Below are 14,182 nucleotides of genomic sequence, written 5' to 3'. Positions count from 1 at the left end.
TCTATTGTGATATGGAAAAATATTTTGAAAACCGATTGAATAAGTTGAATGCGGCTCATGAGTTGCTGCTGAATCAAAAGAATGAAGTGGAACTCTTGCCAAATGGGATCTTCGAACGTTACCAAAATCCGGTGCTAACAGCTGCACATGTGCCTTTGCATTGGCGCTTTGACTTGTCGCCCGAGCGTAATCCATTTCTGATGGAGCGCTTAGGGGTTAATGCCGCCTTTAATGCCGGAGCCATTCGTTGGAATGGCAAATACCTGTTGGCCGTGCGTATGGAAGGCTGGGATCGGAAGTCCTACTTTGCAATTGCTGAAAGCCCGAATGGTATTGATCAGTTTCGTTTTTGGGACCGGCCCATAACCATTCCGCAAACGGCCGATCCGGATGTTAATGTTTACGACATGCGTTTAACCGCTCATGAGGATGGTTGGGTTTATGGTATTTTTTGCACAGAGCGCAAAGATCCTGCTGCGCCCGAAGGCGATACCAGCGCGGCAGTTGCCAATGCCGGTATTGTTCGGAGCCGCGATTTGCTGAACTGGGAGCGCTTGCCCGATTTGATCTCAACTTCGGGACAGCAGCGCAATGTGGTGTTGCATGCTGAATTTGTAAACCGGAAGTACGCCGTTTATACGCGTCCACAGGATGGTTTTATCAATGTGGGGAGCGGCGGTGGAATTGGGTTGGGATTGATTGATGATATGATTAATCCGGTGGTTCAGGATGAACGTATCATTCAAAATAAACATTACCACACGGTGTATGAACTGAAGAATGGCTTGGGGCCGGCGCCTATCAAAACAAAGGAAGGATGGTTGCACCTGGCGCATGGCGTGAGAAATACCGCAGCTGGATTGCGCTATGTTTTGTATTTATTCATGACTGATTTGACTAAGCTTGATCGTGTCATCTATTTACCCGGTGGCTATTTTATGGCTCCTCAGTATGGGGAGCGGGTTGGTGACGTGTCTAACGTGCTCTTTTCCAATGGTTGGTTTGAGGATGAGGATGGCCGGGTTTTTATCTACTATGCTTCGTCGGATACTCGCATGCATGTAGCTACAACTACGGTTGAGCGGCTGGTAGACTATGTGAAAAATACGCCTGCTGATGGCTTTCATTCTTTTAAATCGGTGGAGGCGATCAATCAGTTAATTGACACTAATCAGGGATTATATTGATGAATCAATCGATCATTGATAAATTCAGAAGCGAAGTTAGCCGTGAGCTTGAAAGGATACTGACTTTTTGCGAGAGTCGCATGCTGGATGAAAAATACGGAGGTTTTCTGGGTTAGCTGGATTTCAGCGGGAATCCAGTTCCGGAATCGCCCAAGGGAATTATTTTAAATACGCGCTTGCTTTGGACTTTCTCGGTCGTAACTCAGTTGACCAATCAGAATGAAAATTGGCAGATGGCAGATCGTGCTTACGATTATCTGCTTGCTAATCTTTTTAGATCAAAAACATGGTGGTGTCTTTTGGTTGGTGGATTTCAAAGGGACGGTGTTGGATAGCCGAAAGCAGATTTGTGCATAAGTTTTTTTTATCTATGCACTGACCGAATATTCCAAGCTGACAAAAAGAGCAGAAGCACTTGAACTGGCGGTTGATTTGTTTCGCCTGCTGGAAGAGAAGACTGCTGACCGAAAAATAGGCGGTTAACTGGATGCTTTTGACGAGCATTGCCAGGAGCTGGAAGCGCTGAAGCGTTTGCCAGCTTAGCGGGGCATAAACTTGAACGGTCACGGAATGCAGTTGTCTTAGTTAGCTAGCCCTCATAATACCTCAGTCAAATACAGGATGTTGAAAATAGGAATAATTGATGTAAGTGGATGTTAAATGCTTTTTCATCAGACTTTTTTGCTTAAGATGAATCGCTAAGTCTGTGTTGGTTTGTTAAATGAGTGTTTTCGTTGACTAACTTTTTAAGGAGCATTAAAGGAATTGTTTATCTTTGCGCCATCCAAAAAAGACAGATTCATGCAAGAGAAAATTTTAATCCTCGATTTTGGTTCGCAGTACACCCAATTAATCGGCCGCAGGGTGCGTGAACTCAACATCTATTGTGAGATTTATCCTTACAATAACTATCCCGAGATTGACGAAAGCGTTAAAGGGGTGATTTTAAGCGGAAGCCCGTTTTCGGTGCGCGATGAAAATGCACCAAAACCAGATCTTTCAAAAATAAAAGGAAAACTGCCTTTGCTTGGCGTTTGCTACGGAGCTCAATATATGGCGCATTACTTTGGTGGCGAAGTGCTACCTTCTGATTCGCGCGAATATGGACGGGCCAACCTGGGATTTATTGATCAGGAAAGTGAACTGTTTAAAGAGATGACGCTGGGCACACAAGTGTGGATGTCGCATGGCGATACCATCGAGCGCCTGCCCGAAAGCTATAAAATAATTGCTTCGACTGCTGATGTGAAAAACGCAGCATATAAAATTGAAGGCGAAACGACTTATGCTATTCAGTTTCACCCCGAAGTATATCACACCACCGAAGGAAAACAGCTGTTGCAGAATTTCGCGGTCAACATTTGCGGTTGTACGCAAGACTGGACACCCAAGTCGTTTATCGAAACGACCGTTGCTGAGTTGAAAGAAAAACTGGGTAACGATAAAGTAGTGTTGGGATTATCTGGCGGTGTCGATTCAACGGTGGCCGGAGTATTGCTTCACCAGGCGATTGGTAAGAACCTGACGTGTATCTTTGTGGATAACGGCTTGTTGCGTAAAAATGAGTTTGAATCTGTTTTGGATTCATACAAAGATATGGGTTTGAATGTGATCGGAGTCGATGCCAAACAAAAGTTTTGGAACGATTTGAAAGGAATTACCGATCCGGAAGGCAAACGTAAAATTATTGGTCGCGATTTTATTGAAGTATTCGATGAGGAAGCACACAAAATAAAAGAAGTGAAGTGGCTTGCTCAGGGAACCATTTATCCAGATGTCATTGAATCGGTTTCCGTAAACGGTCCATCAGCGACCATCAAGTCGCACCACAATGTGGGAGGCTTGCCCGAAAAAATGAATCTGAAAGTTGTTGAGCCGCTCAATCTACTTTTCAAAGATGAAGTTCGCCGGGTAGGTAAGGCGCTTAACATCAGGTCTGAATTGCTTGGGCGTCACCCATTTCCGGGACCCGGTTTGGGAATCCGTATTTTGAGTGATGTGACTCCGGAAAAAGTACGCATTTTGCAGGAAGCTGATGCGATTTTCATTAATGGCTTGCGCGAATGGAATTTGTACGATGATGTTTGGCAAGCAGGCGTGATGCTGCTTCCCGTCCAGTCGGTTGGTGTGATGGGTGATGAGCGTACTTATGAGAATGTGGTTGCGCTGCGTGCTGTCATGTCTACCGACGGAATGACAGCTGACTGGGTGCACTTGCCTTATGAGTTCTTGGCTAAAATTTCCAATGAAATTATTAACAAGGTTCGTGGAATTAACCGCGTGGTTTACGATATCAGTTCAAAACCACCAGCAACTATTGAATGGGAATAAATAGTTCGATCAAAAGATAGATAAAAGAAGCAGGCTAAGGTCTGCTTCTTTGTCTTTAAACGATAGGGTTTTCATTGTGCTTTTTGTCTCTTGAATAAAAACGTTATCTGCGAATGCTTTTGGTAGGGTATTTGTCGGGAGGAAACGATGGTGTTACGGTCCGTCCCGGCGTGAACACTTTGGCTTATTTTGCACTTATTGGTATGAGGTTTTGTTCTGCGGATGATATTCTTTTATCTTTAACGATTCAAAAAAAATAAAGACAGCAATGCCATGATAGCACAATTAAAGAAAATAATAGCGTTGGGAGTTATTCTCGTGTTGGGAATGACCTCCTTGATCGGTGAGGTGGAGGCCCAGGATGTTCAATCTAATATGTTGAAATTCGGACGTTTGCTTCAGTTGATTGAAAGTAATTATGTCGATACCACCAATGTTGATGATTTGACAGAGAAAGCCGTTGTTGAAGTTCTTCAGCAGCTGGACCCACACTCGGTTTATATTTCCAAAGAAGAAGTGGAAAAGATGAATGAGCCTTTGCAGGGAAGCTTTGAAGGGATTGGTATTTCATTCAATATTTTTAAAGATACTTTGATGGTGGTTGCGACCATTCCAGGTGGTCCCTCAGAGAAAGTTGGCTTGCAAGCCGGTGATCGTATCGTTGAGGTAGATGCTAAGAATGTAGCTGGCATTGGCCTGGAGAACAGCGATGTTTTTGACATGCTTCGTGGCGACAAGGGAACGGTTGTTAATTTGAAAGTACTTCGCAAACGGAATGAAGAATTACTGGATTTCCGTATTATCCGCGATAAAATACCGATTCATAGTCTGGATGCCTCGTATATGATTAACGATGAGACGGGTTACATTAAGTTGAATCGTTTTTCGGCAACCACAACGGATGAGTTTTCGGAGGCCATCAAAACGTTGAAGCAAAATTCGAAATTTGAAAACTTGGTGTTGGACTTGCGTGGTAATGGTGGTGGTTATTTAAAGGCTGCCATCGAGTTGGCCGATCAGTTTTTGGGTGCTTTTAAGATGATCGTTTACACGGAAGGTGAAAATAATCGCCGGAAAAACTATAAAGCCTCAGCATTGGGTGAGTTTGAACAAGGGAAACTGGTCGTTTTAATTGATGAAGGTTCGGCATCTGCCAGTGAAATTGTTTCAGGTGCCATTCAGGACTGGGATCGCGGCGTGGTGGTTGGTCGTCGTTCTTTTGGGAAAGGACTGGTTCAACAGCCTTACTTCCTGAATGATGGTTCAATGGTTCGTTTGACTACGGCTCACTATTATACTCCTAGTGGACGATGTATTCAGAAAGCTTATGATGATGGCGTGGAAGCTTACCGGAGCGATTATCGAAAGCGTTTTGAAGCTGGTGAGTTTTTCACACAAGACAGCATTCATTTTAATGACAGTCTGACTTATGAAACCATGATCAACAAGCGTACGGTATATGGGGGAGGTGGTGTCATGCCCGATATCTTTGTTCCCATGGACACTTCTGTTCATTATGGTTTTTTTAACCGGATGATGCGCCAGAATATTGTTTATACAACGGCCTTGGATTATTTGGACAAAAATCGGGATAAGTTCACGAAGAAATATTCGTCATTCGACTCGTTTCGGGAGAAGTTTTCGGTCGAGGATGAATTGGTTGAACGGATGTTTGCCGAAGCAAAAAAAGAAGGCATTGAGCAAGAAGATGGTGATGCTGGCTTTGCTAGTCCCATTATTAGAGAGCAGGTTAAAGCATTGATTGCTCGAGATTTGTTTGGACAGAGTGAGTTTTATCAAATTATAAACGAAGATAATGATGTGATCCAGGAAGCCTTGAAGGTCCTGAAAAACAGTTCAGAATACAACCATCTTCTGGTAGAGCATTAATCAATGACAGATACGGTTTTGACTTGGCTTACGGCCAACTATGTGGAACTACTCGGAGCAGTTCTCGGCTTTGCTTACATTTTTCTTTCTATTCGACAGCACATATTTACCTGGCCGGTGGGCTTGCTCACCTCGGCACTTTACGTTTATGTGTTTTTGGTTTCGAAGTTTTATGCCGACATGTTGCTGCAGGTCTATTATGTGGGGCTAAGCATTTATGGGTGGTATTTTTGGTTGAAGGGAAATCCAGATTCAGAAGAGGAATTAAACGTAAGTCGGATGCCGCTGAGATTTTACCTTCCGGTTGCTGTTGTTACGGTACTGTTGTTTTTGCTTTTCCTGTTTGGCTTGAAGTATTATACCGACTCGCCGGTTCCATTTGGCGACTCACTAACCACCGCTCTGAGTATTGTGGCTACCTGGATGTTGGCGCGCAAATACGTGGAGCATTGGCTGATTTGGATTTTTGTTGATTTCTTTTCAGCCTTTTTGTATGGTTTCAAAGGCCTGTGGCCAACCGTGATTCTGTTTTTGGTTTATACCGGAATGGCTGTTTATGGCTATCGCAGTTGGAGAAATGATTTAATAAAACAAGATGCGTAAAACAATTCGAATTGCCATTACTGGTCCCGAATCAACTGCAAAAAGCACGTTGGCTGAAGCCTTGGCACATCATTTTGATGGGGATTTTTATCCGGAATATGCCCGGGAGTATTTTCAGGACCATTCTACCCAATATACCTACAACGACCTGGAGGAAATTACCAAAAAGCAGATTGAACAATACCATGAATCGGCAAAAGCCCCGGCGCAACTTGTTTTCTTCGATACCTGGCTGATTATTACGAAGGTGTGGTTTCAGTGGGTTTATCAAAAAGAACCGGGCTGGCTGGAAGATGAGATCTCGAATTTGCCGATTGATTTGTATTTGCTCTGTTTGCCAGATATCCCATGGGAGCCGGATCCTTTGCGGGAGCACGGCGGCGAAGAGCGACTTCAACTATTTGATGCTTATAAGAGGGAATTGCAGCATCGTAAGTTGAAATTTGTTGAAATAAGTGGTCTTGGGGATCAGCGTGTTCAAAATGCAATACAGGCCGTTAAGTGTTTGCTTCATTCCTGATTTGTTTTCTGGCTTTGCTTGTTTTTCAACGATAAAAAGGGGATTTTTGTTTGACAATTAGTCAACTTGAACCGCCAGAAGAATGAGAGCTGCCCAATATTGAAAATGAGTAAACTCTGATTTTTTCAGGCGCTCTATAAGTCACCATCGAACAAAAATAATAATCGTATGAAAATTGCTGCAAACATAACCCAACTGATTGGCAATACGCCATTGGTTGAACTGAATAGAGTAACCAAAGGTTGCCATGCCCGTGTGATTGCTAAATTGGAATCGCAGAATCCAGGAGGTTCAGTAAAAGATCGGTTGGCTTTGGCGATGATCGATCAAGCTGAAAAAGAAGGAATCATCAATTCAGAGACGATAATTATTGAGCCGACTAGTGGGAACACGGGAATTGGCTTGGCAATGGTTTGTGCCGTTAAGGGGTATTCCCTGAAAATTGTGATGCCCGAAAGTGTGTCGGTTGAGCGCCGGCAAGTGTTGAAAGCCTATGGTGCAGATGTGGTGCTAACTTCGTCAAAAGGAGGGATGCGGGAAGCAATCGAGAAAGCCGAGGAACTGGCAGGGCAGATGGACAATGCCTTTGTCCCCATGCAATTTGAAAATCCGGCCAATGTGGAGATGCATCGACGGACAACAGCTTTGGAAATTTGGAATGACACCGATGGATCGGTTGATATTTTTGTTGCCGGAGCAGGAACGGGTGGTACGATTACCGGGGTTTCTGAAGTGTTGAAAGAGAAAAAGTCATCGATATGTAGCGTGGTTGTTGAACCTCAAAGCTCCGCGGTGTTGTCCGGTAATCCTGCCGGTTCACATAAGATTCAGGGAATTGGAGCTGGATTCATTCCTAAGGTTTTGAACACGGAAGTTTATGATGAGATTTTTCAAGTGGCGAATGACGATGCTTTTGAAACCGCTCGTTTGTTAGCCAAAGAGGAAGGCTTGTTTTGCGGAATTTCGTCGGGGGCCAATGTTTATGCCGCTTTAGAAATTGCGAAAAGGTCCGAAAACAAAGGAAAGACAATCGTTGTTATCATTTGCGACACCGGAGAACGATACTTAAGTACAACATTATTTAATCCAGAGAAAGATGCAATCTGATTCTAAAATACTTGCTAAAATTAATCAAACGGTAGATCGTCTGTCAGATCCTGATAGTTACGACTTGGTTTGCCATGAACATCGTTTAGGAGAGCCACTGCCTTCAACTGAAAAGCTGGCTAACATTGTCAATATGATTCGCGAAATTCTTTTTCCGGGTTATTTTGGCACGACGAGTCTGCGACCAAACACCATAAAACATTACATGGGGGTTTATGTTGATGAGCTTTTTGAGTTATTGTCTGAGCAGATTATGGCTGGTTTATGCTTTACTTGCAAAAATCCGCAAGAGGTCGATATGCAGGAACGTAATCGGCATGCCCAAAACTTAGCTAGTGAGTTTATTGCCTACCTGCCGGAGATCCGAAGAAAACTGGTGGCTGATGTCGACACGGCATTTGTGGGTGACCCGGCAGCTCAAAGTCAAAGTGAAGTAATTTTCTGCTATCCGGCTATTCGGGCTATTTCTAATTATCGGATTGCTAATCAGCTCCTTAAGTTGGATGTGCCATTGATTCCGCGCATCATTTCGGAAATGGCACATTCGGAAACGGGAATTGATATTCACCCGAAAGCCGAAATCGGCGAATCTTTTACTATCGATCACGGCACAGGTGTGGTCATCGGTTCAACTTGTATCATCGGCAATAACGTGAAGCTCTACCAGGGAGTTACTTTGGGAGCCAAAAGTTTTCCACTCGATGAAAATGGAAACCCAATAAAAGGCGTTCCGCGTCATCCAATCGTGGAAGATGGAGTGATTATTTATGCCCAGGCAACCATTCTTGGCCGGGTAACAGTTGGTGAGAATTCAGTTATTGGTGGTAATGTTTGGGTGACAAACAATGTGCCGCCAAATTCAAAAATAGTACAGTTCAAAGCGCGCGAAACTGCTTTTAGCGACGGAGCTGGTATATAAATTTAGAGCATGCATAAAAATTATCGTTTTGTAGCTACCACCTATGCCGGATTGGAACAGGTTTTAGCGGAAGAATTAATTGGCCTGGGGGCTGACGAAGTAGAGGTAGGAAGACGTTCTGTTTATTTTCAGGGCGACATGGAGTTGATGTACCGTGCAAATTATAGTTTGAGAACCGCTCTGAAAATCTTGATGCCTGTGCGGAACTTTAGCATCAAGCGAGTGGACGATCTTTATCATCAGGTTTCGAAAGTGAAGTGGGAGGAATATTTTGACGCTGATCAAACTCTAGCTGTGCAAAGCAAGGTTTTTAATGATCTGTTCCGGAATTCAATGTTTGCATCGCTGAAAGCAAAGGATGCGATTGTTGATCGTTTTCGACGCGTAAGTGGTCGCAGACCTTCGATTGATGTCAATAAACCGGATGTTCTGATTAATCTGCATATCTCGAATAACGATTGTACGATATCTCTTGATAGTAGTGGCGAATCATTGCATAAGCGCGGTTATCGTTCTGGAAATCATGAGGCTCCTATTAGTGAAGTTTTGGCGGCCGGCATGCTTAAATTGTCGGGTTGGAATGGAAAAGAGTCGCTTACTGATCCGATGTGTGGATCCGGAACCATTGTGATTGAGGCGGCTATGATGGCCAAAAATATTTTGCCAGGAGAGACTCGGAAAAGTTATGGCTTCCAGAAATGGAAAAATTACAATGAAGAAATCTTTAAAAATCTAAAAGACCAGCATGAACATCGTCAAGTTGGGTATAAGATTTATGGATCAGATATTTCCAGAGTAAACATCGATTTGGCTTATCGAAATGCCGAAAAAGCGAATGTCTTGGATGTGCTTCAGCTTGATATTGCTGATTTTCGTACCTTGGAAAAGAAAAACGATTCTTCTTTTCTGGTGTTTAATCCTCCTTATGGTGAGCGAATTAAATCGGGTGATCAGGCATTTTACGCTATGGTTGGCGAGCGTTTGAAACATCATTATCCAAATACCACTGCCTGGCTGATCAGTACGAACGAATGTTTAAAATCAATAGGGTTGAAACCCGAGGTTAAAATTCCGCTATACAACGGTTCGCTGGCTTGCAGCTTCAGAGAATATAAACTATATAAAGGGTCTAAAAAAACGTCTATTTAGTTTTGCTTAAATTATCGTAATTAATTTTCACCTGTTTTTACGCCCGCAGAAATCTTGATTACAAGAACGCTGCTCAAAGAACGATTGAAAATGATAAAAAGACACAGTGACTAATAATGCCTAGTCCTACAGGGCTTTTCAAACTTATGTGTGATGATTAATTTTTTTTGATAACTTTAATAGTGTTTAGTCAAGGTCTTCTACGATTACATCAAAGTCACGACCACGACCACCTTTTACTTCGTTTAATTCTTCTTTTGTTAAGATTTCGAATGAATCAAAAATGTTGTTTTCGTTGTTAGCAAATAAAGTTTTCATTACTTTTAAGTTTTAATGGTTAATACTTGTAACTTGTAAAATCCTTAATTATCCTTTGTTCGCTTCTTTATTCCGAATAAGGTGAAAAGGTAACCCCTTGAAAAATGAAAAAAAATAAAAAAAACAACACTCGACGATGTAATGTCCTGATCATCAGTGGGGTTGTGTTTGCTTTTTTTTGTGCGTTTTTTTTGAGTTTTTCGGGAAGGGCTGCAGTGGAGGAGAATTATAGACAGCGCGATAGCTTATTAATTGAGGAGCTTAATAAGGAAGGAAGGGAAGCTTTACGAATAGGAGATTTTGAGAAAGCTGTAGTCGCTTACACTGGAGCAATTCAAAATATTGATCGAGTTTATCAGGATACGAATATTCAGATTTTCTTGCCATTAATTAACCTAGGAATCACTTATAAGAATCTAGGGGAGTATGATAAGGCGATTGACATCTATTTAAAGGCTGAGCGGATTATTAAAAAGTTATACTCAGAAAATCATCCGCGTCTTGGTTTTGTTTACTCAAATCTTGGAATTGTCTATAAGCTTAAGGGAGATTTTGTTAAAAATTATGAATTCCAGCAAGCTGCATTGCGGGCTTTTCAGACCGATGAAATCAAATATGCTAGTCAGGTTATAATTGTTAAGTACAACGTGTCTGAAGCCTTATACTTAATAGGTGATTATGAGAATGCAATTCAAAGCTGCATAAATAATGTAGATAATGTTCCTGTGTGGGCTAAGTCTTTCTATTACAGTCTTCCAGCTCGAATCTATAAGGAGCTGGGGGATTATGATTTGACCAAGAAATACTATCAAAAAACGTTCGATATTTTAACTCAAATTTCAGGTTCAGATAGCTATGATTTAGGCTTGGAGTACAGTGATTATGCTTCCTTTTTATTGTCGATTAATGAATACGATGAGGCGCTTGAATATGTTAATCGGTCTGAAGATTTAGTTGTCAAATATTTCACAGAAAAAAGTTTGCAGTACAGTGATGTGATGCTAAATTTTGGAGATTATTACTTTCAGCGGAGCTCGAAAGCCAGTGACCTAAACGATTTCTATTCCAAGCGGAAAAAGGATTTATTGATTGCGTTAGATTACTACCAGAAAGCCCTGATTGCGGGGACGGATGGTTTCGCAAGTTTTGAAACGGATGTTAACCCGGAATTAGGACAGGATATTTCAGAAATCCAACTGTTGGAAGTTTTAAAGAAGAAAGCCAATTGTTTTGAAACTTTGGCTGATCTTAATTTGTCGGAATCTCAAAAAGAAATGGCGATTGAGAACTATACGCTGGCTTTGCAGACTGTTGAGCGTGCGACTGAATTGATTCATCAAATCAGAACCGGTTATGTTTCTGAAGATAGTCAGTTTTTTCTATCTGAAAACCAAGAGTCTACGTTTATTGAGGCAGTTGATCTTAGTTATAAGCTTTTTCTGCATACCGGTGATTTTCAATTTGCAGAAAAAGGATTTGAGTTTGCAGAAAAGAGTAAGTCGGCCAGTTTCCTGGCCTCCATCAAAGATTCCAGGGCTAAGCGTTTTGGAGGAATTCCGGATAGTTTGCTGAAAAGGGAAGACTATTTAAAAATGAATATTTCCAGCTATAAGGAGATGCTTTTTGAGGAGAATCAGAATTCGGATCCGGATTCTGCCAGGGTTGAACTATTTAACTCCAAAATTTTCCAGCTGAATGAGCAATATGAGCAGTTGGTGCAGCTTTTTGAAGATTCTTTCCCGAATTATTATGCGTTTAAATACCGAAATGAAGTTGTGGATGTAGCTTCAATCCAGGAGCATGTTAATGGGAAAACGGCGGTGGTTGAATATTTGATAGAGGAGCCGAGTGAGAGTAATCAGCAAGGGCAGGTTTATAAGTTTATAATCACGGAAGATGCGGTGAGTTTTACAAAAGAGTTGATTGATCTGACGTTTGTTGAAAACATCGAGTCGGTCTACCAATTTCTGACGAGCCCAAAATATTTATTCACTGGACTCAGCGAATTTAAAGGATATGCTCAATCGGCTTATCAGTTATACGAAGTTCTATTAGAAAAGGATAAATCCTTACTGGAAGGCAAGCAGTTAGTGGTGGTTCCTGATGATAAATTAGCTTACATTCCTTTTGATGCATTGCTTTCTGAAATGCCGGATACCAGTAAAATGAATTTCAGAAATCTATCCTATCTTGTGGAGGATTATTCGATTAGTTATACCTATTCGGCAACTTTGCTGTATAACTATTTTGAGAATGAAAAGCAGGCTGAAAATGATCTTCTGGCTTTTGCTCCCAGTTACCACAATGATGATCGCGATTATACGGTTATTTCCGAGTATCGTGCAGGTTTGCTGCCTCTGCCGGCTGTTAGTAAGGAAGTTGATTTTATCAGCGAATATGTTTCTGGTGAGATTTTTAAAGATTCGCTTGCCCAGGAGGCCGAATTTAAAAGCCGGGCTTCAGAATATGATATTTTGCACCTGGCAATGCACACCTTAATAAATGACACCTTGCCAATGTACTCCAAATTGGCCTTCTCAAAGCCGTATTTAGACGAAACGGACGATGGGTGGTTGAATACCAATGAGATCTACACCATGGATTTAAAGGCTCGTATGGCCGTTTTAAGCGCATGTAACACGGGAAGTGGTAAATTACAGAAAGGAGAGGGTGTGATGAGCCTGGCGCGAGGTTTCCTGTATGCTGGTTGTCCATCTATTGTGATGACTTTATGGGAAGTTGAGGATGAGTCGGGTGCTCATATTATGAAAGATTTTTATCGATTTCTGTCGAAAGGAAAAAGTAAAGATGAAGCACTCCGATCTGCCAAGCTGGCTCACATCAAAAATGCAGATCCCTTAAAGGCTCATCCGCATTACTGGCTTGGATATGTGGTTGTTGGGAATCCGGAGCCTCTCTTTCAAAGCAAAGATATCTACTTCATTCTGATCATTTTTGGTGTTATTCTTTTCTTATTTCTCGATCAGTTTTACCGCAAAAAGAAAGCCCGGGATTAACCAATCCGGGCCTTCTGTACCATTATTGAAAGAAAATTTACTTGCTAATGAAAGGGTATTCAGAATGAATTCTTTTGAACGTTAAGGATAATCAAGCATTTCATTGCGAATACCGTGAAAAAATGAACGTTTGAACTTTAAGGATATTGAACAAGGAACTAAGGATGAACAGGTATTAACGTTTCATTTTTGTTGCTAACAATCTTTTATCTTTTTCTTTATTTGCTTTCTAATTGTTGTTTTATTCCAGGTATCTTATTTTTTTCAGAATAGCCTCGGCTTTAGGCTGGTAAAAGCTGTCGCTGTTGGCTATTTGGGTAAACTGCCTGTATGCTTTTTTCCGGTTTTCATTTTGCAGGTAACACAGTCCGATGTACCACTGGGCTTGCTCTACAAAGAGGTTATCCCGGTCTTTAACTACACTTTGATAAGATATCAGGGCCCGATCCGTTTTTTTTGTTTCCTGGTAGGCCATACCGGAATAAAAGTTACTTACCGGGTTGTTGGGATCAATTTCCAGCACTTCGCTGAACAGGTTGATTGCCTCCTGGTAATTATTTTCATTGAACTGATGCAGCGCTTTGGTTAGTTTGCTGTCTATGAGCGCATCGCCCGACCGGAAAATGCCGGTTGTTTCATAGGGGCTATAGAACTGGCTGTAGAGCTCGGCATCGTTCGATGGCCTGTTTTTACTGACCAGTCCGGCAATGCTGAAAATCAGGATTAAAGAGGCTGCTACTGTCGCCACGGCTATTCTTGAAGCGCTGAATCGGGCTGCGAAGGATCGTTTTTGCTTTTCCTGGCGGTTGATTTCTTTGCTGATGGAGCCCAGCTTGGCTCTCAGATCCATGATTTCGGTTTCCTGAATGGCTATGTCGATGTCATTCACCAGTCTGAGTTCTGCTTCCAGGTCAGGGTTTTCCTCCAGTTCAGCCTCGAAAGCTGTTAGTTTTTCATCGGTCAGTTCATGGTTGATGTACTGATCAATTTCTTCCATCTTCTGAGTGGTTGAAGCCTCTGTTTGCTGAATGGATTGCAGACTTGTGCGAAGATCCATAATGTCTGTTTCGGCAGCTGCCTGGTCGATCTCGTTATATAGCGCAATGTCTTTTTCTAAATCGTTGCAGAGTAAGAGTTCTTG

The 14,182-nt window shown here is 42.0% G+C and carries 12 protein-coding genes; 9 read left to right on the top strand and 3 right to left on the bottom strand.

Annotated features, from left to right (window positions below; translation table 11 throughout):
- Nucleotides 1-11: 11 nt before the first annotated feature.
- Complete coding sequence (locus ACUNWA_RS07710; RefSeq protein WP_445591316.1) at nt 12-1,187, top strand: glycoside hydrolase family 130 protein; 1,176 nt, start codon at nt 12-14, stop codon at nt 1,185-1,187.
- Between the two features lie 273 nt (nt 1,188-1,460).
- Here ACUNWA_RS07710 and ACUNWA_RS07705 read toward each other — a convergent pair whose 3' ends face one another.
- The gene (locus ACUNWA_RS07705) at nt 1,461-1,754 is read right to left on the bottom strand and encodes a hypothetical protein (protein WP_445591315.1); all 294 of its coding nucleotides are present in this window, start codon (nt 1,752-1,754) and stop codon (nt 1,461-1,463) included.
- 234 nt (nt 1,755-1,988) lie between these two features.
- Here ACUNWA_RS07705 and guaA point away from each other — a divergent pair, with 234 nt between their 5' ends.
- The 7 genes from guaA (at nt 1,989) to ACUNWA_RS07670 (ending at nt 9,706) form a co-directional block, all read left to right on the top strand.
- The gene (gene guaA, locus ACUNWA_RS07700) at nt 1,989-3,518 is read left to right on the top strand and encodes a glutamine-hydrolyzing GMP synthase (RefSeq protein WP_445591314.1); all 1,530 of its coding nucleotides are present in this window, start codon (nt 1,989-1,991) and stop codon (nt 3,516-3,518) included.
- Nucleotides 3,519-3,791: 273 nt separating this feature from the next.
- The gene (locus ACUNWA_RS07695; RefSeq protein WP_445591313.1) at nt 3,792-5,408 is read left to right on the top strand and encodes a S41 family peptidase; all 1,617 of its coding nucleotides are present in this window, start codon (nt 3,792-3,794) and stop codon (nt 5,406-5,408) included.
- Nucleotides 5,409-5,411: 3 nt separating this feature from the next.
- A complete protein-coding gene (gene pnuC / locus ACUNWA_RS07690) occupies nt 5,412-6,011 on the top strand; it encodes a nicotinamide riboside transporter PnuC (RefSeq protein ID WP_445591312.1) in 600 nt (199 codons plus the stop codon).
- Nucleotides 6,004-6,531, top strand: a complete 528-nt coding sequence (locus tag ACUNWA_RS07685) for an AAA family ATPase (RefSeq protein ID WP_445591311.1) — start codon at nt 6,004-6,006, stop codon at nt 6,529-6,531. The genes pnuC and ACUNWA_RS07685 overlap by 8 nt, the downstream gene beginning before the upstream one ends.
- Nucleotides 6,532-6,699: 168 nt before the next feature.
- Nucleotides 6,700-7,638 (top strand): cysteine synthase A, encoded by a 939-nt coding sequence (gene cysK / locus ACUNWA_RS07680; protein WP_445591310.1) that lies wholly within the window; start codon nt 6,700-6,702, stop codon nt 7,636-7,638.
- Complete coding sequence (gene epsC, locus ACUNWA_RS07675; RefSeq protein WP_445591309.1) at nt 7,628-8,557, top strand: serine O-acetyltransferase EpsC; 930 nt, start codon at nt 7,628-7,630, stop codon at nt 8,555-8,557. The genes cysK and epsC overlap by 11 nt, the downstream gene beginning before the upstream one ends.
- 9 nt (nt 8,558-8,566) lie before the next feature.
- The gene (locus tag ACUNWA_RS07670; RefSeq protein WP_445591308.1) at nt 8,567-9,706 is read left to right on the top strand and encodes a THUMP domain-containing class I SAM-dependent RNA methyltransferase; all 1,140 of its coding nucleotides are present in this window, start codon (nt 8,567-8,569) and stop codon (nt 9,704-9,706) included.
- 186 nt (nt 9,707-9,892) lie between these two features.
- On the opposite strand, the gene ACUNWA_RS07665 is transcribed toward ACUNWA_RS07670, so the two are convergent.
- A complete protein-coding gene (locus ACUNWA_RS07665; protein WP_445591307.1) occupies nt 9,893-10,024 on the bottom strand; it encodes a bacteriocin in 132 nt (43 codons plus the stop codon).
- Between the two features lie 104 nt (nt 10,025-10,128).
- On the opposite strand from ACUNWA_RS07665, the gene ACUNWA_RS07660 reads away from it, so the two are divergent.
- The gene (locus ACUNWA_RS07660; protein ID WP_445591306.1) at nt 10,129-13,041 is read left to right on the top strand and encodes a CHAT domain-containing protein; all 2,913 of its coding nucleotides are present in this window, start codon (nt 10,129-10,131) and stop codon (nt 13,039-13,041) included.
- Between the two features lie 241 nt (nt 13,042-13,282).
- Here ACUNWA_RS07660 and ACUNWA_RS07655 read toward each other — a convergent pair.
- On the bottom strand, nt 13,283-14,182 hold a 900-nt coding region (locus ACUNWA_RS07655; protein WP_445591305.1), incomplete at its 5' end, for a tetratricopeptide repeat protein.

This window comes from Sunxiuqinia sp. sy24 (assembly GCF_052677165.1).
Note: the sequence above shows the minus strand (reverse complement) of the source record. Positions and strands in the feature narration are given on the sequence as shown.